The organism is Pseudomonas versuta (assembly GCF_001294575.1).
In the GTDB taxonomy this organism is placed as follows: domain Bacteria; phylum Pseudomonadota; class Gammaproteobacteria; order Pseudomonadales; family Pseudomonadaceae; genus Aquipseudomonas; species Aquipseudomonas versuta.
In genome coordinates, this window is record NZ_CP012676.1 from 1,883,419 (window position 1) to 1,904,306 (window position 20,888).

The window sequence follows — 20,888 nt, forward strand, 5'->3', positions numbered from 1 at the left end:
AGGTTGAAACTGAAAATGTGCCCATTAGAGGCTGAATGAAGGCGAAAGGCTATCATTGGTGCTGAGAAGCCCGGCTTTGACAGTACGACTAAGGTCGAGTGAGGCTCAGGCTTAGCCTTTCGTACAATTGCGCCCTCTTTTTTGATCGAAGAATCCCGTTTGGGTGGTTAACCCCGAGCGCGTCTTCGATTGTTTCTGTTTTGCGCGTCATTCGCTGCTGGAGCTTGTCCATGGTTGTCCCTTTTTCATTGTTGACGCATTGCCGGGTTGCACGTGTCGGCGCACTGGCGGTGTGTACCGGTCTTGCAACACAGGCCCAGGCTGGCGGGTTCATTGAAGACAGCAGCGCCAGGCTGGAAGCGCGAACGGTGTATTTCAACCGCGACTTCCGTGATGGCAGCACTTCAAACCCCCAGGGCGCCTCCAAGCGTGATGAGACGGCTCAAGGCTTTATTCTCAATCTGCAATCGGGCTACACCGAAGGCACGGTGGGCTTCGGGCTCGATGCCTTGGGCATGTTGGGGCTGAAAATCGACTCCAGCCCCGCTGACAGCAACAGTGGATTGCTACCTTCGACCGGAAGTGATCCCCGTCGTTCCAAGGATCAGTACGCCAAATTCGGCCTGACCGCCAAAATGCGTGTCTCACACAGCGTTCTCAAGTACGGCGCGCTGTTGCCCGACCTGCCTTTGCTCAAATACAACGACGGCCGTTTGCTGCCAAACATGTTCAATGGCGCGATGCTGGTCTCTGAGGAATTCAAGGACCTGAAGTTCATGGCCTCGCGGCTTGACCGCTACACCGCGCGCGACTCCACCGACGCTCAGGACCTGCGCCTGAACTGCAAGAACAAGCGTTTTACCTGCAATGTCACCGCCGACCATTTCAATATGTATGGCCTGGACTACAAGGTTAACGAGCGGCTGACAGCGCAATACCACTATGGCGAACTGGAAGACATTTACCGCCAGCAGTTTGTCGGTGTGCTGGCCAGTCAGCCTGTCGGCCCGGGCGTGCTGTCGGCAGATGTGCGCTTGATCAAGAGTGATGACGCAGGCTCGGCCAAGGCCTCGACCATCGATAACCGGGCGCTTGGCGCTATGTTCGGCTACGCAGTGGCCGGCCATAAAATCAGCGCCGGCTGGCAGCGCATGAACGGCGACACCTCGATGCCGTACCTGGATGGCAGCAACCCGTATCTGGTCAACTATTTGCAGGTCAACGACTTCGCCAACGCCCAGGAGCGTTCGTGGCAGCTGCGTTATGACTATGACTTCAAGGCGGTAGGCATTAACGGTTTGTCGTTCCTGACCCGTTATGTCAATGGCGACCACATCAAAGTGGTGGGTCGCAGCGAAGAAGGCAAAGAGTGGGAACGCGACAGCGAACTCAAGTACATCGTGCAAGGCGGTACGTTCAAGGACGTCAGCTTGCGCTTGCGCAACGCCACGTATCGCACCAACTACGCGCAGTTCGCCCGTGATGTGGATGAGACCCGCCTGATCGTCAGCTATAACGTGTCGATCTGGTGATACCCCGCCCCTGACCTGTAGGAGCGAGCTTGTAGAAGAGCTCGCGAGGCAAGCTCGCTCCTACAGAGGGCGGGGGGTGATCAATCCAACTGGTGGCGGTAGGGCAGGTCCGGTCCGGTTTTGCTGCAGGTCAGCGCCGCCGCGCGGCTGGCGAAGTCGAGCAGGGCGCCGATCTGGGGTTTGCTCAGTTGTTGCAAGCCTTCGATCGAGTCCAGTTCATGCTCGGTCAGCCAGGCGATCACCGCCGCCTGAAAGGTATCGCCGGCACCCACGGTGTCGGCAACTTTTACCGTACTGGCAGTGACGCTGTGTTGACCGTGCTCGCGACTGAACACGCTGGCGCCTTCGGCCCCGCGGGTCAAAAACACCAGCTGGCAGCGTTGCCCCAGCCATGATTGGGCAATGTGTTGCGGGTCTTGCCCCGGGTACAGCAGTTCAAGATCTTCATCGCTGACTTTGATCAGGTCGGCATAGGGGATCAGTTGCTTGATCCGTTGGCGCCACACTTCAATATCCGGCTCAGGATTGAGCCGCACATTCGGGTCGAGACTGATCAGGCGGCGTCCGCTTTCACGCTTTACCAGGGCCAGCAGGGTGTCGGCAATCGGTTGTACCACCAGGGAAAACGACCCGACATGGACGCCGCGTACCTGCGGTCCCAATTGCGGCAGGTGGTGGACATGCAGTTGCCGGTCGGCACAGCCTTCGCCGCGAAAGCTGTAGGCGGGCGATCCATTGGCGTCCAGTGCGACCATGGCCAGCGTGGTGGGAGCGTCCATATCCAGTAAAAACTCATGGCTGACGCCTTCTTCGGTCAAGACCTGTTTTAACCGTCGCCCCAGATAATCGGTCGAAATCCCGGCAAACATGCCGGCTTCGATGCCCAGGCGACGCAGGCCTACGGCAACGTTGAACGGTGACCCTCCGGCAATCGCCTTGAAGTCCACTTTGCCTGCCTGCCCACCGCTGTCCGACCGGGCAAAAAAATCAAATAACGCTTCACCACACACCAGATACATAAACTTTTACTCGGATAAGGCCGCGACCTGTAGACGGTAGCGCACATAGGATTGTTCGTAGGCCGCAACGTTGTTGGCATCGGGCCGGGTTTCGCTGGCGTGATCAAGGCGCACGCAACGTTGACACAGTTGCTCAAGGGTACCTTCACCTGTACACCATGCTGCCTGAATGGCCGCGCCCAGTGCAGCGGCCTCGCTTTGTTCGGCGCAGATGACCCTGGTGTCCATGATATCGGCCACGATCTGGCGCCACAGCGAACTTTTTGAGCCTCCCCCCACCAACAGGATGGTGTGGCTTTGCAGGCCGTCGCGGCGCAGCAGGTCCAGACCATAACGCAAACCGAAGGTGGTGCCTTCAATGGCCGCCCGGCACAGGTTGGCCTGGTTAAAATTGGTCAGGGTCAGGCCTTGAATACTGCCAGTGGCGCCGGGCAGTGCGGGCACCCGTTCGCCGTTGAGAAACGGCAGCATGCTGATGCCTTCAGCGCCAATCGGCGCCTGGCGGGCCAATTGATTGAAATCATCCAGGGACAGACCCAGCACCTCGCGTATGGCGCCGGTGACATTGGTCAGGTTGAGGGTGCAAATCAACGGCAGCCAGCCGCCGCTGGACGAACAAAAGTTGGCAACCGCAGCGTCCGGGCGGGCCTGTGGCTGCGGGTCAAAGGCATAGACGGTGCCAGAAGAACCGAGGCTCATGGTGATGATGCCGGGTTCGATATTGCCGGTGCCAATGGCGCCGAGCATATTGTCACCGCCGCCGCTGGAGACCACCGCCTCGGGATTGAGGCCCAGCAACCGGGCAATTTCAGGCCGCAGCTTGCCTGCGGGCGCGCGGGAGTCGATCAGTTCGGGCAACGCGTGTTCCAGCCGCCCCTCGGGGTCGATATAACGCAGTATTTCGAGGTCCCACTGGCGGGTTCGTACGTTGAAATAGCCGGTACCGGAGGCATCGCCATATTCACTGCACAAGCGGCCCGTGAGCCAGTAGTTGAGATAGTCATGGGGCAGCAGGATATGCGCGATGCGTTCAAAGACCTGGCGATGGTGATGGCGGGTCCAGAGTAGCTTGGACACCGTATAACCCGGAGCGATGACCAGCCCCAGGCGTTGCAGTGAACCGGCTTCACCGCCCATCCATTCCAGCAGTTGGCGGTTTTCGGGGGCAGATTCGGTGTCGCACCAGAGTTTGGCCGGGCGCAGCACTTGACCCTGGGCATCCAGCAGTACCAGCCCGTGTTGCTGGCCGCTGACCCCGATCCCGCGGATTTGCTGACCGCTGACTCCGGCTGCCGCCAGCGCCTGTTGTGTGGCGGTCGTCAGGGCCTGCAACCATTGGGCGGCGTCCTGCTCGCGGCGACCGTGCTCACCCTGAATCAGCGTGTGCGGCGCCGAACCCTGGCCCAGTACCTGGCCGGACTGGCTGTCGAGGATCAACGCCTTGGTCCCCTGGGTGCCGCAATCGATGCCGAGAAATAAGTGATTCATGGGGCGTTAACCTAATCAGAATCCGGAGAAATACCGTAACCCCTAAAACCACTGCTATCTCAATTGCAGGAGCGAGCTTGTCTCGCGATGGCCTCGAGAGCGTCGTGTTCAACTTGTAAAAACGTGCTTTCGTTAACAATCATCGCGAGACAAGCTCGCTCCTACAGGAGGGCAGAACGGGATTGCGGCAGAACAGTTCAGTGCTGTACCAGGTGTTCCAGGGTGGCAGTTACCCCGACGTCACGCAAACTGTTGAGGCACCACTCAAATGCAGCAACAAACTCGGCAGACTGGGCAATGGCACCGCCAAATATCTCCTCCACACCCAGCAACCGCTGCACGATCAGTGCGTCATCTTTGACCAGTGCCTGACAAAATTCAGCCCTGGGGTCCGGTATTGCATAGGTCTGGCCATTCTCGTCAACGCCCTTGAGATACAGCGCCCAGGCCGCTACGACCAGCGCCGCACGTTTCAGCTCGCGGCCATCGGCAATCAAGCGGTTGAGGGTGGGTACCGTGAACTTGGGGAATTTTGACGAGCCATCGGAGCACACGCGCTCCAGTTGGTCGGCGATGGCCTGATTGGAGAACCGCTCGACCAGGGTGTCTTTGTACGCCGTGAGGTCTATGCCGGGCACCGGTGCCAGTTGCGGGGTCACGTCCAGGTCCATGTAGGCGCGCATGTAGGCCACGAACAGCGGGTCATTCATGGTCTCGTGGACGAAACGATAGCCCTTGAGAAATCCCAGGTAGGTCAGCGCCAGGTGACTGCCGTTGAGCAGCTTGATTTTCATCTCTTCGTAGGGCGTGACGTCATCGGTCATTTGCACGCCGACGGTTTCCCAGGCCGGACGGCCGTCGCTGAACTTGTCTTCAAGCACCCACTGGATGAACGGCTCGCAAACCACCGGCCAGTCATCGTCGATACCCAATTGATCATGCAGTTGCAGACGATGGGCGTTGCTGGTCATGGGGGTAATGCGGTCAACCATGGCGTTGGGAAAGCTGACATGGATGGCAATCCAGTCATGCAGGTCGGCATCGCTCAGGGCTGCATAGGCCAGCAGGGCTTTGCGCGCCACACCGCCGTTGTGCGGCAGGTTATCGCAGGACATCACGGTAAAGGCCGCGGTGCCCGCTGCCCGGCGCCGGGCGAGGGCGGCAAACAACACGCCGAATACGGTCCGCGGTTTTTTCGGGTGAGCCAGATCCTGCTGGATCTGGGGCAGGGTGGCCATGAATTCGCCGCTGCTGTCGTCTATGCAATAACCGCCTTCGGTGATGGTCAGCGAGACGATGCGGATATCCGGGCTGGCGAGCTTGTCGAGTACCGCCTCGATACTGTCCTCGGCCAGTAGCATGTCACTGATCGAGCCGATGATGCGGCTTTGGGTATCGTCGCGGTCGCCCAGTTCGAACAGGGTGTAGAGATAGTCCTGACCGGCCAGGTCATCGCGCATTTTGCGGTCCTCTGCCCGCAGGCCGATGCCGCAAATGCCCCAATCCAGGTCGCGACCCTGGTTCATCAGCGCATCGGTATAAAAGGCCTGGTGTGCGCGGTGAAATCCACCGACCCCGATATGGGCTATGCCGTGCCGTGTGTCGCTCGCAAGATAGGTCGGCTTTTCAACTTTATGGGTCAGGTTATCGAGGTTTCGGCGATTGAGTTTCATGGATGCGATCTCAAAAACGTTAGGCAGCAGCGCGCAGCGGGCGGGTGATGGCCAGCCCCTGTGCGTCGAAGAGGTGGCAGTGTTCACTGTCCAGGTGCAAGTGCAGCTGCTCGCCATACTGGCTCGCCATGTCTCCGCGAATGCGCATGGTCAGGGGCTCGCCGCAGGCAGTAATCACATGGCAATAGGTGTCGCTGCCCAGTCGCTCGCCGACATCGGCGGTAACGGTCAGGGTGCAGTCGCCGGGCTTGGCCAGATTCAGGTGTTCCGGGCGGATCCCCAGGGTGACCTCACCGCCCACGCTCAATGAGGCACCGCTCAATGGCAATTGGATGCGGGTGCCGGCGTCCAGTTCAACTTCGCAGCTTTGGGCCTCAACCCGGCTGACCTTGCCTTTGAGGAAACCCATTTTCGGGGTGCCCAGAAAACCGGCGACGAACAGGTTGACCGGCTGGTGATACAAATCCAGCGGTGAGCCGACCTGCTCGACTTTCCCGGCATTGAGTACCACCACCTTGTCGGCCAGGGTCATGGCTTCGACCTGGTCGTGGGTCACGTAAATCATGGTTGCTTGCAGCTCCTGATGCAGGCGCGCCAGTTCCAGACGCATTTGTACCCGCAGGGCCGCATCGAGGTTGGACAGGGGTTCGTCAAACAGGAATATCTTCGGGTTGCGTACGATTGCCCGGCCAATCGCCACGCGCTGGCGTTGCCCTCCGGACAAGTGCTTGGGCTTGCGTTCGAGCAACGGCGCAAGCTCAAGAATGCGCGCCGCTTCGTTGACCTTTTTCTCGACCTCGGCTTTGGGCACGCCTGCCAGGTCGAGGGCAAATGACATGTTCTTGCGCACGGTCATGTGCGGGTACAGGGCGTAGGTCTGGAACACCATGGCCAGGTCGCGCTTGGCCGGGCTGACTTCGGTGATGTCGCGACCGTCCAGCTCGATGGTGCCGTCAGTCACTTCTTCAAGACCGGCAATCAGGCGCAACAAGGTGGACTTGCCGCACCCCGACGGGCCGACAAAGACCACGAATTCACGGTCGTTCACTTCAAGATCAATGCCCTTGATGATCGAGAAACCTTCAAAGCCTTTTTGCAAATTCTTGATTTTCAGGTTGGCCATGACGGGCCTCCAATCGTGATTTTTATTTAACTGCGCCGAAGGACAAGCCGCGTACCAGCTGTTTCTGGCTGATCCAGCCAAAAATCAGGATCGGGGCACAGGCCAGGGTCGAGACGGCAGACAATTTGGCCCAGAACAAACCTTCGGGGCTGGAGTACGAAGCGATCAGTGCGGTCAGTGGTGCTGCGCTGGATGAGGTCAGGTTCAGCGACCAGAAGGCCTCGTTCCAGCACAGAATCAGCGACAGCAACAGGGTCGAGGCCAGCCCGCCCTTGCTGATGGGCAGCAGCACGCGAACCATCTCCTGCCACAGGGTGGCCCCGTCCAGGCGGGCCGCTTCAAGGATGTCCTTGGGGATGTCCTTGAAGTAGGTGTAAATCATCCAGACCACGATCGGCAGGTTGATCAGGGTGTAGATGATGATCAGCGCGGTACGGGTGTCCAGCAGGCCAAAGGATTTGGCCAGCAGGTAAATCGGCATCAGCACCCCCACCGGCGGCAGCATCTTGGTGGAGAGCATCCACAACAGCGTGCCCTTGGTGCGTTTGGTCTCGTAAAAGGCCATGGAATACGCGGCCGGGATGGCGATCAGCATGCACAGGGCGGTTGCGGTAAACGAGATCACCACCGAGTTCCAGGCAAAGTGGAAATACCCGCTGCGCTCTTCAATGTGCAGGTAGTTTTCCAGGGTCGGGGTGAAAATGAACTGTGGCGGCGTGGCAAACGCGTCGAGCTCGGTTTTGAAGCTGGTCAGCACCATCCAGAAGATCGGGAAGAAAATCAGGATGGCGATGGCCCAGGCCAGGGTGCCGAGCAACAGGCTTTGCAGGCGCCGCGATTGTTGGAGTGTCATCACTTGGCCCTCACGGCTTGTCAGTCAGGTTTTTGCCCAGCATGCGCACCAGGATGATGGCCGCGATATTGGCGATCACGACGGCGATCAGCCCGCCGGCCGAGGCCATGCCCACATCGAACTGCACCAGCGCCTGGTTGTAGATCAGGTAGGCCAGGTTGGTCGAGGCGTAGCCCGGGCCGCCATTGGTGGTGGTGAAGATTTCGGCAAATACCGAGAGCAGGAAGATGGTTTCGATCATCACCACCACGGCGATCGGGCGCGCCAGGTGCGGCAGTGTCAGGTGCCAGAAAATCGCGATGGGGCCGGCGCCATCCAGGCGTGCGGCTTCTTTCTGGTCCTGGTCGAGGGACTGCATGGCGGTCATCAGGATCAGGATCGCGAAGGGCAGCCATTGCCACGACACAATGATGATGATCGACAACAGCGGGTAGTGCGCCAGCCAGTCAATCGGCTGGGCACCAAACAGTTTCCAGACCGCGGCGAGCACCCCGGACACGGGATGGAAAATCAGGTTTTTCCAGATCAGCGCACCTACGGTGGGCATGATGAAAAACGGTGAAATCAGCAGCACCCGCACGATGCCGCGGCCCATGAATTCACTGGCCTCCAGCAGGGCACTGATCAACACCCCGAGCACCACACTGATCAGCAATACACTGCCCACCAGCAGCAGGGTATTGGTCGCCCCGGGCAAGAACCCCGAGTCGGTCAGGAAGTAGGTGAAGTTTTCCAGCCCCACAAACTGGTTTTCACCGGGATACAGCAGGTTGTAGCGAATCAGCGAGAAGTACAGGGTCATGCCCAGAGGCACGATCATCCACAGCAGCAATAACGCCACTGAAGGCGTGACCAGAAACCAGCCGGGGTTGAACAGCCGTGATTTACGCACCGGTAACGGGGCGTCAATCGCTGTCGTAACAGTCGAAGTCGTCATGGTGAATGGCACCTGTGCTTTTGTAGGCGCTGGCTTGCCTGCGATGGCATCTACTCAATCTGAAAGTCAGATCGGGTTGTTAGCATCGCTGGCAAGCCAGCTCCCACAAATTTGGGAGGCTATCCCGTTTTTATTTTGGGTAACCCGCGCGTTTCATTTCGCGCTCGGTGGTCTGTTGTGCCGCGGCCAGGGCCTGATCAACCGTCATCTGGCCAATCAGCGCGGCAGAGAACAACTTGCCGACCTGGGTGCCCACGGCCTGGAACTCCGGAATGGTGACCAGCTGTATACCGACGTAAGGGACAGGCTTGAGCGTAGGGTCATTGGGCTTGGCGGCCTTGAGCGATTCCAGGGTCACTTTGGCAAAGGGTGCCGCCTTGAGGTAGGCGTCGCTGTAGGTCGAGGCACGAGTGCCCGGCGGCACATTGGCAATGCCGTCTTTCTCGGCCACCAGGGCCCCGTACTCTTTGGAGGTGGCCCAGGTGCTGAAGGTCCTGGCGGCGTCCTTGGCTTTGGAGGTGGTGGGAATGGCCAGCGCCCAGGAGTACAGCCAGGCGCTGCCTTTGTCGGTCACTGCATGGGGGGCGAAGGTAAAGCCGACATGATCGGCCACCTTGCTCTGGGTCGGGTCGGTGACAAATGAACCGGCAACGCTGGCGTCGACCCAGATCGCACATTTGCCGCTGTTGAACAGGGCCAGGTTCTCGTTGAAGCCGTTGCTGGTGGCGCCCGGGGGGCCTGCGGCTTTCATGGTGTTGACGTAAAAGTTGAGGGCGTTCTTCCACTCCGGGCCGGTGAACTCGGGCTGCCACTTCTCATCGAACCAGCGCGCGCCGTAGGCATTGGCGATGGTGCTGATCAGCGCCATGTTTTCACCCCAGCCCGCTTTGCCACGCAGGCAAATACCGTATTGCTCTTTTTCGGGTTTGTTCAGGGTTTTGGCGAATTCTGCAATCTGTTCCCAGGTCGGGTGCTCGGGCATGGTCAGCCCGGCTTCCTTGAACAAGTCAGTACGGTAGTAGGTCATCGAGCTTTCGGCATAAAACGGCAGGGCGTAGAGCGTGCCCTTGACTGACAGGCCATCGCGTACCGAGGGAAATACATCTTCAATGGCGTAGGACGCTGGCAGATCGTTCATCGGCTCCAGCCAGCCCTTGGCACCCCAAAGTGCGGCTTCGTACATGCCGATGGTCAGCACATCGAACTGGCCGCCCTGGGTGGCAATGTCTGTGGTGAGGCGTTGGCGCAGCACGTTTTCTTCCAGCACCACCCAGTTGAGCTTGATATCCGGGTGTTCGCTCTCGAAAGTTTTCGACAGCTTTTGCATGCGGATCATGTCGCTGTTGTTGACCGTCGCAATGGTCAGGGTTTGCGCGCCCAGGCTGATACCGCTGAGGGTCATGCACATGGCCACACATAACGCTTTGACAGGAATATTCATTGAGCACTCCACTTCATCGACCAAGGCGGCCGTGAAGGACGGTTATTGTTTTTATGGCTGCCCGCTCAAGCGAGCGCATAGGGCGGATTACAGCCCTCAATCACCGGCGTGACAAATCACTGGTAGCACTCGTACCGATACTATTTTGCACTGCGCAGGCGTTCGCTCAGCACCGGCAGGTTTTGCTCGGTCAAACGCTGCACGGCCAGGCGGCGGTAGTGGGACGGGGTCATGCCTTTAAGTTGCTGAAAGCGACGGTTGAAGTTGGAAATATTGCTGAAACCCGACTCAAAACACACGTCAGTCACCGCTTTTCGCCCATCGGCCAGTAGTTCGCAGGACTTGCTGATACGCAGGCGATTGACGAACTCGATAAAACAGCGCCCCGTGGCTTGCTTGAATACCCTGGAAAAGTAGGTGGGTTTCATGCCCATGTAGTCGGCGACTTCTTCAAGGGTCAGCTCCCGGGCATAGTGGCTGAAGATGTAATCCACGGCGCGGTTGGTACGGTCAATGGTGTGTTCGTCGGCCAGATTGCCTGAGGTGACGCCGGACAACAGTTGATAGTCGTCACAGTCCGCCAGCAGCTGCATCAGAATCAAAAAATGCCCGAGGCGGGTCACTCCGGTGGCACTGGCGATGGTCTGCATCAGCGCCATGGCTCTGCGGATGGTGGCTTTGCAGTGAAATTCAATGCCGTACTGTGCCCGTTCCAGCATCGGCGTGAGGCCCTTGAGCTCGGTAAAGACCGAGGCGGCGCTGCCCAGCAGCTCATCGGTGAAGTTGACCAGCATGTCGCGGGTCGGCACCACTTCATCTTCGGCCACCTGGCTGATCCAGTTGTGGGGCAGGTTGGGGCCGGTGAGGAACAGCGTCTCGGGGTAGAAGTTGCCGATATAGTCGCCTACAAATACTTTGCCGCTGCTGGCCACAATCAGGTGCAGTTCGTACTCCTTGTGGAAATGCCAGCGCACCAGCGGGCAGGGGAAACCATGCTGGCGGTAGATAATCGACAGGCCATTGTGGTCGTCCATCAATTCGTATGAAGGGTCTGTAGCTCTGGCGGGACGTGTCATGGGCTTGGCCGCTGGTAGTCTTGTTATGGGGCTGATCATGCTGCCTTTTGAATATTCCTGCCAGCCGCGGCTCTATTTCCTGCCTGTTCAAGGATAAGACACGATGAAAACACTGTTATTGATCGGCATGGGCTCCGGAGACCCGCAGCAGATCACCGTACAGGCGATTCAGGCCCTGAACCGAACCTCGGTGTTCTTTGTGCTGGACAAGGGTAAAACCACTGACGACCTGGTGCGGCTGCGCCTTGAGATTTGCGAGCGTTATATCCGTGAGCCGGGTTATCGGGTGGTTCAGGTCCGCGATCCGAAGCGCGACAGCACAACCCTGTCTTACACCCAGGGAGTTGAAGACTGGCATGAACAGCGGGCCGAATTGTTTGCGCGGCTGATCGAGGACGAATTGGGGGAGGGCGAGTGCGGGGCTTTTTTGCTCTGGGGCGAGCCGGCCCTGTATGACAGCACCTTGCGCATTCTGGACCGGGTGCGGGCCAATGGCTGCACCGCGTTCGACTATGAGGTGATTCCCGGTATCAGCAGCGTGCAGGCGTTGGTGGCCCGCCATCGAGTGGCGCTCAATGACATTGGTCAGCCGATCCGTATTACGACGGGGCGGCGACTGGTGGCCGAGGACCTGGACAATGTAGTGGTGATGCTCGATGCCCATTGCGCGTTCCAGGCGTTTGTCCATGAGGACCTGGATATTTACTGGGGCGCCTATATCGGTACTGCGGACGAGATCCTGATTGCCGGCAAGCTGGCAGATGTCTGCGAGCAGATCCGGCAAACCCGTGAGCAAGCCAGGTTGCGCAAGGGCTGGATCATGGATACGTATTTGCTGCGCCGGTCAGCGAAACCGCACTGATGCCATCGCGAGCAAGCTCGCTCCTACAGGGGCCGGGTAGGCAGTTAGTGTGTGCGGTTCTTGGCTTCGATCCACTGCGACATGTACTGGGTACTTTTGTGCTGGTGATGACGCAACATTGCCCCGGTGAAGTTGTTGCGCCGGTGCTGTTCAAGCTCCGCGCGGCAGGCTTCGATGCGTTGCACCAGTGCCGGGCCATGGAGGGTGTTCAGGTACCGCGCCTGCAGCAGTGCCCGGCCGTTCTGTTGCGCTTGCTGCCACGCCTGGGGGTTGCGGTACAGCTCGACGGCCGCCTGCGCAATGGCGCTGGCACTCTGTTCTACGGCACCGGCCCACGGCAAGTCGCCGTGCATCCCTTCGGCGCCCACCGGGGTGGTGACGTTAGGCGTGCCGCAGAGCATGGCGTCGGCGATCTTGCCTTTGATTCCGGCGCCAAAGCGCAAAGGTGCCAGGCAGATGCGTGCACTGCTCATCACGGCGAGGGCATCCTCGGCCCAGTTGAGTACGTGAAAACCCTGGGCCGGGTTGTGCAGTGCCGTGGCTTTGGGCGGGGTGTAAGCACCGTAGACATGCAGCTGGGCGGCCGGCAGTTGCTGACGGATCAAGGGCCAGATATGGGTCTTCATCCATAGCACGGCATCCCAGTTCGGCGCATGGCGGAAGTTACCGATGCTCAAGAAATGCTGGCGTTGCTCGTAAGGCACGAACTGTTCGGGGACGCGGTCAACCATCAGCGGGCACCAGTGCAGCAGCGCCTCGGGCACCTGGAATTGCTCCACCAGCAGATCGATTTCGTATTCGGAAATCATCAGGTTCAGGTCGCTGCGATAGATCGCGGCGATTTCCCGTTGGGCCAGATCGGCATCGGCCATGTGCTCAAAGGTGGCACGCTGCGCCGGGGCGAACAGGCTGCTGAAGTCATCCTGCTCCGGGTCTTGCTTGAGCCGTGCCTTCAGTTGCAGATGACGGGCGTCACGCAGGCTTTGCAAGTCGGAGGTTTCCAGGACGCGCAAGGCATTCGGGCAATGTTTCTCGACCCGCCAGCCGAACTGTTCCTCCATCATGAAGCGGTCGAACAGCACTATGTCCGGGGCCAGCTCACTGATGAAGGTGTCGAAACTGCTGTTATTAAGCTCGATTGCGACTTCATCGATGCCCAGCACTGCCAGGTCAGCCTTGTGCTCGCCAACCCCGGCCGGGCTGCTGAAGGTGATCTGCCAGCCTTGCTGCAAAAAACTCTCGATGATTTGCATCATGTGCCCGCCTGCCGCAGAAGAGCGAGGCTCGGGCCACACGTAGCCAATGATCAGGACGTGGGTTGGGCGAGGGGACGACATGGACGGTTCCGTCTGAGGCTGAAAAAAGGCGGCAATTAGAACACAACACTGCACTGCATTGATCATGTGCCGGAGCTGGCTTACCTGCGATCAGGTCGCCATGATTGGTCCTGCACGCCGGGTTGAATCTAGCGCTGACATGCCAGCGCCCACAGGATGACATTGACCTGTTACAAAGCACTGCGTAGCCTTGCGCGTTCGAGGTTCTTCGCTACGCGAAGCTAAGAAGGGAACGCGGTATGCCGCGGCTGCCCCCGCAACTGTAAACGGTCAATGACCTTGCAATGCCACTGCTGGACAAGCGGGAAGGCGCAGGGTCGGCGTCAGCTCAGGCTGGCACCCCGCCGTAAGCCAGGAGACCTGCCTCGTGACAGATTCTTACTTCAACCGGGCGGGGTGATCCGGTGGCGAAGACTGACCGCGCACAGCCTGCGGTCGTCGTCCCGTATGCCCGCCGCTTGCCAAAGGGCATCCGATGAAAACACTGGCCAAAATCCCTGTCACTATCGTTACCGGCTTTCTCGGTTCGGGCAAAACCACGCTGCTGCGGCACATGCTGGATAACGCCCAGGGCCGCCGTATTGCGGTGATCGTCAATGAGTTCGGCGAACTGGGTATCGACGGCGAAATCCTCAAGCAGTGCACCATCGGGTGTACCGAAGAAGAAGCCAACGGCCGCGTTTATGAACTGGCCAATGGCTGCCTGTGCTGCACCGTGCAGGAAGAGTTCTTCCCGGTGATGCGCGAACTGGTCGCCCGTCGCGGCGATATCGACCATATCCTGATTGAAACCTCTGGCCTGGCCCTGCCAAAACCTCTGGTGCAAGCATTCCAGTGGCCGGAAATCCGCAGCGCCTGCACGGTTGATGCAGTGATTACCGTAGTCGACAGCCCGGCTGTGGCTGCCGGTACCTTTGCTGCGTTCCCGGATCAGGTCGACGCCCAGCGCAAACTCGACCCGAATCTGGACCACGAGTCGCCTCTGCACGAGCTGTTTGCTGACCAGTTGGCCAGCGCCGATCTGGTGATCCTCAACAAGGCCGACCTGATCAGCCCTGAAGATCTGGCCCGGGTGCGTGCCGAAGTCGCTGAAGAGTTGCCACCTGCGGTGAAAGTCATCGAAGCCAGCAGCGGCCGCTTGCCTCTGGATGTGTTGCTGGGCCTGGGTGCCGGCTCCGAGGATCATATCGATGGCCGTCACAGCCACCACGATCACCACCACGACGGTGATGATGACCACGATGATCATGACCACGATGCCTTCGATTCGATTTCCATCGAGCTGCCTGAAGGCGAAGAACGCGTATTGATGGAGGCCCTGACTCAACTGGTGGTCCAGCACGGCATTCTGCGGGTCAAAGGCTTTGCGGCTATCCCGGGCAAGCCGATGCGTTTGCTGATTCAGGGCGTGGGTACACGTTTTGACAAGCACTTCGACCGTGCCTGGGGCCGCGACGAAACTCGCAGCACCCGGCTGGTGCTGATTGGCCAGGATCTGGACGCGGCACTGCTCGAGTCCACTCTGCGTACAGCGTTGAGCGCTTAAACCATGCATTTGCTCAGGACCCAGCCTGGTGGCTTTGTATCGGACGACAACATTGCCGACCTTGGCCAGACCCCCGCCGAGCTGGTGATCCTGTGCAGCGGTGATTCAAGCCTGGCACTGCTGGCGCAAGCCGCGCAGCAGCTGCCTGAAAATTATCCTGGCCTGCGTCTGGCAAACCCGATGCAGGTACAGAACCACGGCTCGGTCGACCTGTATTTCGATCAAGTGCTGCAACACGCCAAAGTGATCCTGCTGTCATTGCACGGCGGGATCGGTTACTGGCGCTACGGCATTGAACGCTTGATGCAACTGGCCGAACGTGGCGTCACCCTGATTCTGGTGCCGGGCGATGATCGCCCCGACCCTGAACTCAGCGCGCTGAGCACAGTGGCTGCCAGTGAGGGTGAGCGTCTGTGGCATTTTCTGCGCCAGGGCGGTTTGCATAATGCCTTGCAGCTCTATCGTTGCCTGGCCGCCCAGTGGCTGGGCCGCGATTACACGTGGGAGCCGCCGCGAACCTTGCCCCGCACCGCCATCTATCACCCGGCGCACGCCAGCCCTGAACTCAAGGACTGGCAGGCCGACTGGCAACCCGGATATCCGGTGGCGGCGCTGCTGTTCTACCGCTCGCACTTGCAGGCAGCCAATACCGCGTTCGTCGATGTGTTTTGCCAGCGTATGCAGGCCGCGGGCCTCAATCCCTTGCCGATTGCCGTGGCCAGCCTCAAGGAGCCGGGGTGCCTGGCGAACGTTGAGGACTGGCTGGATGAGGTCGACGCCGCCGTCATTCTCAACACCACCGGTTTTGCTCAGTCGAGCCCCGAAGCGCCGCACCTGCGACCGTTTCGGCGCAATATCCCGGTCATTCAGGCCATTTGCGCCCAGGACAACGAGCCCGGCTGGCGCGACAGCGAACAGGGCCTTGGCCCGCGAGATCTGGCGATGCACATTGCCCTGCCGGAACTGGACGGGCGGATTATCAGTCGACCGATCAGTTTTAAAGACCTGGCCTGGCGCAGTGAGCGCAGCCAGTCGGACGTGGTGTGTTATCGGGCGCAACCGCAACGGATGGACTTTGTCGCAGAACTGGCGCGGCGCTGGGTCGAACTGGCCCGGGTGCCGAACCCGCAAAAGCGTATAGCGCTGATTCTGGCTAACTATCCGACTCGCGACGGTCGCATCGGCAATGGCGTGGGGCTGGATACGCCGGCCGCCGCGCTGAATATCCTGCGGGCTTTGCAGGCCCGGAGTTACCCGCTGGATTGCCGGTTGCCCGAGAGCGGCACTGCGCTGATTCAGGACTTGCTCGGCGGGGTCAGCAATGACCTCGACAGTCGGGACCTGCGCCCCTGCATGCAAAGCCTGGCGCTGGATGAGTACTGGACGATGTTCAATCGCTTGCCCGAGGCCAATCGCCAGGCCGTGATTGAGCGTTGGGGCATGCCAGAGACCGATCCAATGTTCCGTAGCGGGCGGCTGATGGTCGCGGGTCTGCGTTTTGGTCTGACGTTTGTCGGGATTCAACCAGCCCGCGGCTATCAGGTGGATGCCAGCGCGGTGTATCACGACCCCGATCTGGTACCGCCCCACGGCTATCTGGCGTTCTACTTCTGGCTGCGTAACGCCTATGGCGCCCATGCGGTGGTGCATGTGGGCAAGCATGGCAACCTGGAGTGGTTGCCGGGCAAAGGCGTGGGCCTGTCGGAGCAATGCTGGCCGGACGCAATTCTTGGCCCGATGCCCAACGTCTACCCGTTTATCGTCAATGATCCGGGCGAGGGCGCCCAGGCCAAGCGCCGGACTCAGGCGGTGATCATCGATCACTTGATGCCGCCGCTGACCCGGGCTGAAACCTATGGTCCTTTGCGCGACCTGGAGCTGCTGGCCGACGAGTACTACGAAGCGCAGCTGCTTGACCCGCGTCGGGCCCGTGAATTACAGCGCGACATTCTCAAGCTGGTACGCGATACCCGGATCGACCGCGAGTTGCAGCTGGACGAAAAGCTCGACAGCGATGCCGATGCGGCTATCTGGCTGCCACGCCTGGATACCTATCTGTGCGATCTCAAGGAATCACAGATCCGCGACGGTTTGCATATCTTCGGTGAGTCGCCCGCTGGCCGTTTGCGTATCGACACGCTGCTGGCCTTGCTGCGCATCCCCCGTGGCGACGGTCGCGGGGCGCAATCCAGTGTGCTGCGGGCGCTGGCCAAAGCCTTTGAGTTGGCATTTGACCCGCTGGACTGCGCGCTGGCCGAACCCTGGACCGCACGCCAGCCAGCAGCTTTGCAGGCAGTCAGTGATGCTCTGTGGCGAACCGCGGGGGATACCCGTGAGCGCCTTGAGTTGTACGCAGCGCAGCTGATTGAGCAGGCATTGGCGGGCACTGTGCAATTGCCCGAAACCGCGCAATGGCAGGAAGTACGCGATATTTTCCAGGCCTTGCTGGAAGTGGTGGCGCCGCGGCTGGATGCCTGCGGCCCGGCCGAGATGCAAGGGTTGCTGGATGCCCTCAGTGGCCGTTTTGTACCGGCTGGGCCCAGCGGCGCACCGAGCCGGGGGCGGCTTGATGTCTTGCCCACCGGGCGCAATTTCTTTTCCGTGGATGTGCGTAATCTGCCGACCACCACGGCCTGGCGGATTGGTTTTCAGTCGGCCAGCCTGATTCTTGAGCGTCACTTGCAGGACCACGGCGATCACTTGCGCCAGTTGGGGCTGTCCGTCTGGGGGACCGCAACCATGCGTACCGGCGGTGACGATATCGCCCAGGCCATGGCCCTGATGGGCGTGCGGCCGGTGTGGGCCACCGGCAGTCAGCGGGTGGATGATTTCGAAATCCTGCCGGTCAGCCTGCTGGACCGGCCGCGGGTCGACGTGACCTTGCGCGTGTCAGGGTTCTTTCGCGATGCCTTTGCCAATCTGATTCGCCTGTTCGATGCGGCCGTGCAAGCCGTGGCCGCACTGGACGAGCCGGATGATCTCAACCCGCTGGCCGCCAGAGTCCGCACTGAACGCCAACAGCTGGAGCAGCAAGGGCTGGCCCCTGAACTGGCGGCGCGGCAAGCGGGCTGGCGGATCTTCGGCGCCAAGCCGGGGGCTTATGGCGCCGGTGTGCAAAACGCCATTGACGGTCGTTTGTGGCAGAGCCGCGATGATCTGGCTCAGGTGTACCTGAACTGGGGCGGTTACGCCTATGGTGCCGGTGATGAAGGCACACAGGCCCGGGACCAGTTCGCCCGGCGCTTGAGCCAGGTGCAGGCTGTAGTGCAAAACCAGGACAACCGTGAACACGATTTGCTCGACTCCAACGACTACTACCAGTTCCAGGGCGGCATGCTCGCAGCCGCAGAAACGCTGAGCGGTGAGAAGACCGCCAGTTATCACGGCGACCACAGTCAGCCGGACCTGCCGAAAATCCGCACTCTCAAGGAAGAGCTGAACCGGGTGATCCGTTCCCGTGCCGCCAATCCAAAATGGATCGACGGGGTCAAGCGTCATGGCTACAAAGGCGCGTTCGAAATGGCCGCGACCCTGGATAACCTGTTTGCCTTTGACGCAACCACGCATCTGATCGATGACCACCAGTACGCGTTGCTGGCAGATGCCTATTTGCTCGACCCCGATACCCGTGAATTTGTTCAACAGCACAACCCCCATGCCTTGCGCGATATGACCGAGCGCCTGCTCGAAGCCCAGCAGCGCGGGTTGTGGGAGGCGCCGGGGGAATACCGCGAGGCGCTGGAAAACCTGTTGCTGGATATCGAAGAAGATTGAGCTTGTCTCGATTGCAGTGTTCCAGGCACGACCCCGTCGCCTGCATTGCGAGCAAGCTCGTTCCTACAGACTTTACGCAAGGATTTGGATACATGACTGACACCCCGCATTTCCCGTTATCGGCGGTGGTCGGCGCGGACTCGCTGAAGCTTGCGCTGTGTTTGACGGCTATCGACCCGAAAATTGGCGGGGTGCTGATCGAAGGCCCGCGTGGCATGGCCAAATCCACCCTGGCCCGGGGCCTTGCCGATTTGCTGGCAAGCGGCCAGTTCGTCACCTTGCCATTGGGCGCGACCGAAGAGCGGCTGGTGGGCACTCTCGACCTGGACGCTGCGCTGGGGCAGGGCAAGGCGCAATTCTCGCCAGGCGTCCTGGCCAGGGCCGATGGTGGCGTGCTGTATGTCGATGAGGTGAACCTGCTGGCCGATCATCTGGTGGATGTGCTGCTGGATGTGGCTGCCAGTGGCACCAATGTGGTCGAGCGCGACGGCATTTCCCATCGGCACGCCGCGCGCTTTGTCCTGATCGGCACCATGAATCCGGAAGAGGGTGAGCTGCGCCCGCAATTGCTTGACCGCTTTGGCCTTAATGTCGCCATGAACAGTCAGCCGCAGCCTGCCGAGCGCGGCGAAATCATTCGGCGGCGCTTAAGGTTCGACCTCGATCCCCAAGGGTTTTGTGAGCAGTGGGCTGCTGAACAGGATGCGTTGCGTGAGCGTTGCCAGCAGGCTCGCGAACGACTGCACGGCATTGAGCTGGACGACCAGTCACTGGCCGTGATCACCGAGCGTTGTTATGCGGCCGCGGTCGACGGCATGCGCGCTGATCTTGTATGGCTGCGCGCAGCACGGGCCCATGCCGCCTGGCGCGGGGCACAAGCGATCAGTGCGCAGGATATTGATGCGGTGGCCGAGTTTGCCTTGCGTCATCGGCGTCGTGAGCAAGCCGGCAAGGCACCGACGCCAGACCAGTCGCAAGCACAACCTCAATCCGCCAGTACCTCGACCAGTTCGGGACAGGGGCAATGGGGTGAACTGCCCGCGCAACCTCAGGCCATGGGTGTGCGGCGCGAAGTGCCGAGCTGGCCAAAAAAGCCTTAGGCATTCGCCCTCGATCCAGTGCGGGGGCGGATGCCAAACCGGGGGCAGGTCAACTCAGCCAGGGCCGCCAGGGCGCCAGTCGCAGTGCCGCCAGCGGCAAGGTCGACTGGGTGCAGACCTTGCTGGGCGGGCGGCCCCGACAGCCTGAAGATTTGGTCTACAAGAGCCGACACAGTGCAGTGCAAGAGCTGTGGCTGGTGGTGGTGGATGCCTCGGCTTCGACGCGTCGACACCAGGCGCTGGGTGATGCCAAGGGTTTATTGGCCCAGGTGTTTGAGGATGCGTATCGGCAACGGGTGCGGGTGGCAGTGATGACAGCCAGTGGCAACGCAGCGCAGTGGCAGGTTTGCGGTTCCAAGGCATCGGCGGCTTTGAATCAGTGGCTGGTCACGCTGGGGGCGGGAGGGGGGACGCCTTTGCTCGAGGCCTTGGCGCAAGTCGCGAAGTGGCTGAAAACCCGTCGCAAGCAGTTTCCAGAAGAACAGCAGCGTTTTTTATTGCTCACTGACGGTCGTCTCAAAGACGGTCCGGCTCTACCCGCCATTGAATGTCCGGGTCTGTTGATTGATGTTGAGCGCGGCCCGATTCGACTTGGAAAGTCACGCCGGATGGCGGCTGATCTGGCGCTTGAATACACACATATCGATGATTTGAAGCAACTGTAGGAGCGAGTTGCTCGCGAGCAAGCTCGCTCCTACAGGTTTAGGATCAGGCCGGCATTACCCAGGGTTGCAAGGTGTAGCCTTCGCTGCTCAGTTCGGCACGGGCTTGTGCCAGCAGGCTTGCGAGTTGGGCGGCGTCAGCGCAAGCGCTGCGCGGGATTTGTTTGCGACCGATGCGGGTGTTGGTGCGGTCAATGACTGTCAGGCTCAATTCGCCGTGACCGTCTTGTGCAGCCCAGGCAACGCATTGAAAAGGTTCAAAGGCGTGGCCGGCAATCAAAAGGGCTTCGTTGAAACGGAGCGGGGCGTTCATAGGGTTGTCTCTCTAGTGTGCCCATCAAGTGATTAACCGTCGGCTGGGCGTACCGTTCGGTTGGTTACATGTACTGATGACCTCAGCCCCAGCTCAGGTCACATCGTTTTTTTGATTTTTTAAAGTATTTTTTTCAAACCTGATCCACATCA

At 60.1% G+C, this 20,888-nt stretch carries 16 protein-coding genes and 1 riboswitch; of the genes, 6 read left to right on the forward strand and 10 right to left on the reverse strand.

From position 1 onward, the window contains the following. The first annotated feature begins 230 nt into the window (after positions 1–230). Complete coding sequence (locus AOC04_RS08410; protein ID WP_060692356.1) at positions 231–1,532, forward strand: OprD family porin; 1,302 nt, start codon at positions 231–233, stop codon at positions 1,530–1,532. A gap of 80 nt (positions 1,533–1,612) precedes the next feature. Here the strand turns inward: AOC04_RS08410 and AOC04_RS08415 are convergent, their stop codons facing one another. The 8 genes from AOC04_RS08415 to AOC04_RS08450 all read right to left on the reverse strand — a co-directional run bounded on the left by AOC04_RS08415 (position 1,613) and on the right by AOC04_RS08450 (position 11,142). Next, entirely contained in the window at positions 1,613–2,551 is a 939-nt protein-coding gene (locus AOC04_RS08415) for a carbohydrate kinase family protein (protein WP_060692359.1), read from the reverse strand. Positions 2,552–2,557: 6 nt separating this feature from the next. Beyond that, positions 2,558–4,039: a xylulokinase gene (xylB, locus tag AOC04_RS08420; RefSeq protein ID WP_060692362.1), complete on the reverse strand. Its 1,482-nt coding sequence runs from the start codon at positions 4,037–4,039 to the stop codon at positions 2,558–2,560. Positions 4,040–4,236: 197 nt separating this feature from the next. Then, the gene (locus AOC04_RS08425; RefSeq protein WP_060692364.1) at positions 4,237–5,712 is read right to left on the reverse strand and encodes a mannitol dehydrogenase family protein; all 1,476 of its coding nucleotides are present in this window, start codon (positions 5,710–5,712) and stop codon (positions 4,237–4,239) included. 19 nt (positions 5,713–5,731) lie between these two features. Further along, positions 5,732–6,835, reverse strand: a complete 1,104-nt coding sequence (locus tag AOC04_RS08430) for an ABC transporter ATP-binding protein (protein ID WP_060692366.1) — start codon at positions 6,833–6,835, stop codon at positions 5,732–5,734. Positions 6,836–6,857: 22 nt separating this feature from the next. Then, positions 6,858–7,691, reverse strand: a complete 834-nt coding sequence (locus AOC04_RS08435; RefSeq protein WP_060692369.1) for a carbohydrate ABC transporter permease — start codon at positions 7,689–7,691, stop codon at positions 6,858–6,860. A gap of 7 nt (positions 7,692–7,698) precedes the next feature. Further along, on the reverse strand, positions 7,699–8,625 hold the full coding sequence (locus AOC04_RS08440; RefSeq protein ID WP_060692370.1) for a carbohydrate ABC transporter permease: 927 nt from the start codon (positions 8,623–8,625) through the stop codon (positions 7,699–7,701). Positions 8,626–8,755: 130 nt separating this feature from the next. Further along, a complete protein-coding gene (locus tag AOC04_RS08445) occupies positions 8,756–10,066 on the reverse strand; it encodes an ABC transporter substrate-binding protein (RefSeq protein WP_060692372.1) in 1,311 nt (436 codons plus the stop codon). 140 nt (positions 10,067–10,206) lie between these two features. Beyond that, on the reverse strand, positions 10,207–11,142 hold the full coding sequence (locus AOC04_RS08450; RefSeq protein WP_060692375.1) for an AraC family transcriptional regulator: 936 nt from the start codon (positions 11,140–11,142) through the stop codon (positions 10,207–10,209). A gap of 103 nt (positions 11,143–11,245) precedes the next feature. Between AOC04_RS08450 and cobF the strand changes: the two genes are divergently transcribed. Then, positions 11,246–12,004, forward strand: a complete 759-nt coding sequence (cobF, locus tag AOC04_RS08455; protein WP_060692377.1) for a precorrin-6A synthase (deacetylating) — start codon at positions 11,246–11,248, stop codon at positions 12,002–12,004. 44 nt (positions 12,005–12,048) lie between these two features. Here the strand turns inward: cobF and AOC04_RS08460 are convergent, their stop codons facing one another. After that, complete coding sequence (locus tag AOC04_RS08460; RefSeq protein WP_060692379.1) at positions 12,049–13,341, reverse strand: glycosyltransferase; 1,293 nt, start codon at positions 13,339–13,341, stop codon at positions 12,049–12,051. A 184-nt stretch (positions 13,342–13,525) separates the two neighbouring features. Continuing rightward, positions 13,526–13,723, forward strand: a riboswitch (cobalamin riboswitch). A gap of 93 nt (positions 13,724–13,816) precedes the next feature. Here AOC04_RS08460 and cobW point away from each other — a divergent pair. The 4 genes from cobW (at position 13,817) to AOC04_RS08480 (ending at position 20,426) form a co-directional block, all read left to right on the forward strand. Beyond that, positions 13,817–14,887: a cobalamin biosynthesis protein CobW gene (gene cobW, locus AOC04_RS08465; protein WP_060692381.1), complete on the forward strand. Its 1,071-nt coding sequence runs from the start codon at positions 13,817–13,819 to the stop codon at positions 14,885–14,887. 3 nt (positions 14,888–14,890) lie between these two features. After that, positions 14,891–18,661 (forward strand): cobaltochelatase subunit CobN, encoded by a 3,771-nt coding sequence (cobN, locus tag AOC04_RS08470; RefSeq protein WP_060692383.1) that lies wholly within the window; start codon positions 14,891–14,893, stop codon positions 18,659–18,661. A gap of 92 nt (positions 18,662–18,753) precedes the next feature. Further along, complete coding sequence (locus AOC04_RS08475; RefSeq protein WP_060692385.1) at positions 18,754–19,761, forward strand: magnesium chelatase ATPase subunit I; 1,008 nt, start codon at positions 18,754–18,756, stop codon at positions 19,759–19,761. A gap of 110 nt (positions 19,762–19,871) precedes the next feature. Next, complete coding sequence (locus AOC04_RS08480; RefSeq protein WP_060692387.1) at positions 19,872–20,426, forward strand: vWA domain-containing protein; 555 nt, start codon at positions 19,872–19,874, stop codon at positions 20,424–20,426. Positions 20,427–20,469: 43 nt separating this feature from the next. Here AOC04_RS08480 and AOC04_RS08485 read toward each other — a convergent pair whose 3' ends face one another. Then, complete coding sequence (locus AOC04_RS08485; RefSeq protein WP_003445381.1) at positions 20,470–20,736, reverse strand: hypothetical protein; 267 nt, start codon at positions 20,734–20,736, stop codon at positions 20,470–20,472. Positions 20,737–20,888: the final 152 nt, after the last annotated feature.

Coding starts and splice junctions, on each gene's coding strand:
- AOC04_RS08460 (WP_060692379.1), bottom strand. CDS start 13,341: ATGTCGTCCCCTCGCCCAACCCACGTCCTGATCATTGGCTACGTGTGG.
- AOC04_RS08425 (WP_060692364.1), bottom strand. CDS start 5,712: ATGAAACTCAATCGCCGAAACCTCGATAACCTGACCCATAAAGTTGAA.
- cobF (WP_060692377.1), top strand. CDS start 11,246: ATGAAAACACTGTTATTGATCGGCATGGGCTCCGGAGACCCGCAGCAG.
- AOC04_RS08485 (WP_003445381.1), bottom strand. CDS start 20,736: ATGAACGCCCCGCTCCGTTTCAACGAAGCCCTTTTGATTGCCGGCCAC.
- cobW (WP_060692381.1), top strand. CDS start 13,817: ATGAAAACACTGGCCAAAATCCCTGTCACTATCGTTACCGGCTTTCTC.
- cobN (WP_060692383.1), top strand. CDS start 14,891: ATGCATTTGCTCAGGACCCAGCCTGGTGGCTTTGTATCGGACGACAAC.
- AOC04_RS08475 (WP_060692385.1), top strand. CDS start 18,754: ATGACTGACACCCCGCATTTCCCGTTATCGGCGGTGGTCGGCGCGGAC.
- AOC04_RS08450 (WP_060692375.1), bottom strand. CDS start 11,142: ATGACACGTCCCGCCAGAGCTACAGACCCTTCATACGAATTGATGGAC.
- AOC04_RS08440 (WP_060692370.1), bottom strand. CDS start 8,625: ATGACGACTTCGACTGTTACGACAGCGATTGACGCCCCGTTACCGGTG.
- AOC04_RS08410 (WP_060692356.1), top strand. CDS start 231: ATGGTTGTCCCTTTTTCATTGTTGACGCATTGCCGGGTTGCACGTGTC.
- AOC04_RS08430 (WP_060692366.1), bottom strand. CDS start 6,835: ATGGCCAACCTGAAAATCAAGAATTTGCAAAAAGGCTTTGAAGGTTTC.
- AOC04_RS08445 (WP_060692372.1), bottom strand. CDS start 10,066: ATGAATATTCCTGTCAAAGCGTTATGTGTGGCCATGTGCATGACCCTC.
- xylB (WP_060692362.1), bottom strand. CDS start 4,039: ATGAATCACTTATTTCTCGGCATCGATTGCGGCACCCAGGGGACCAAG.
- AOC04_RS08415 (WP_060692359.1), bottom strand. CDS start 2,551: ATGTATCTGGTGTGTGGTGAAGCGTTATTTGATTTTTTTGCCCGGTCG.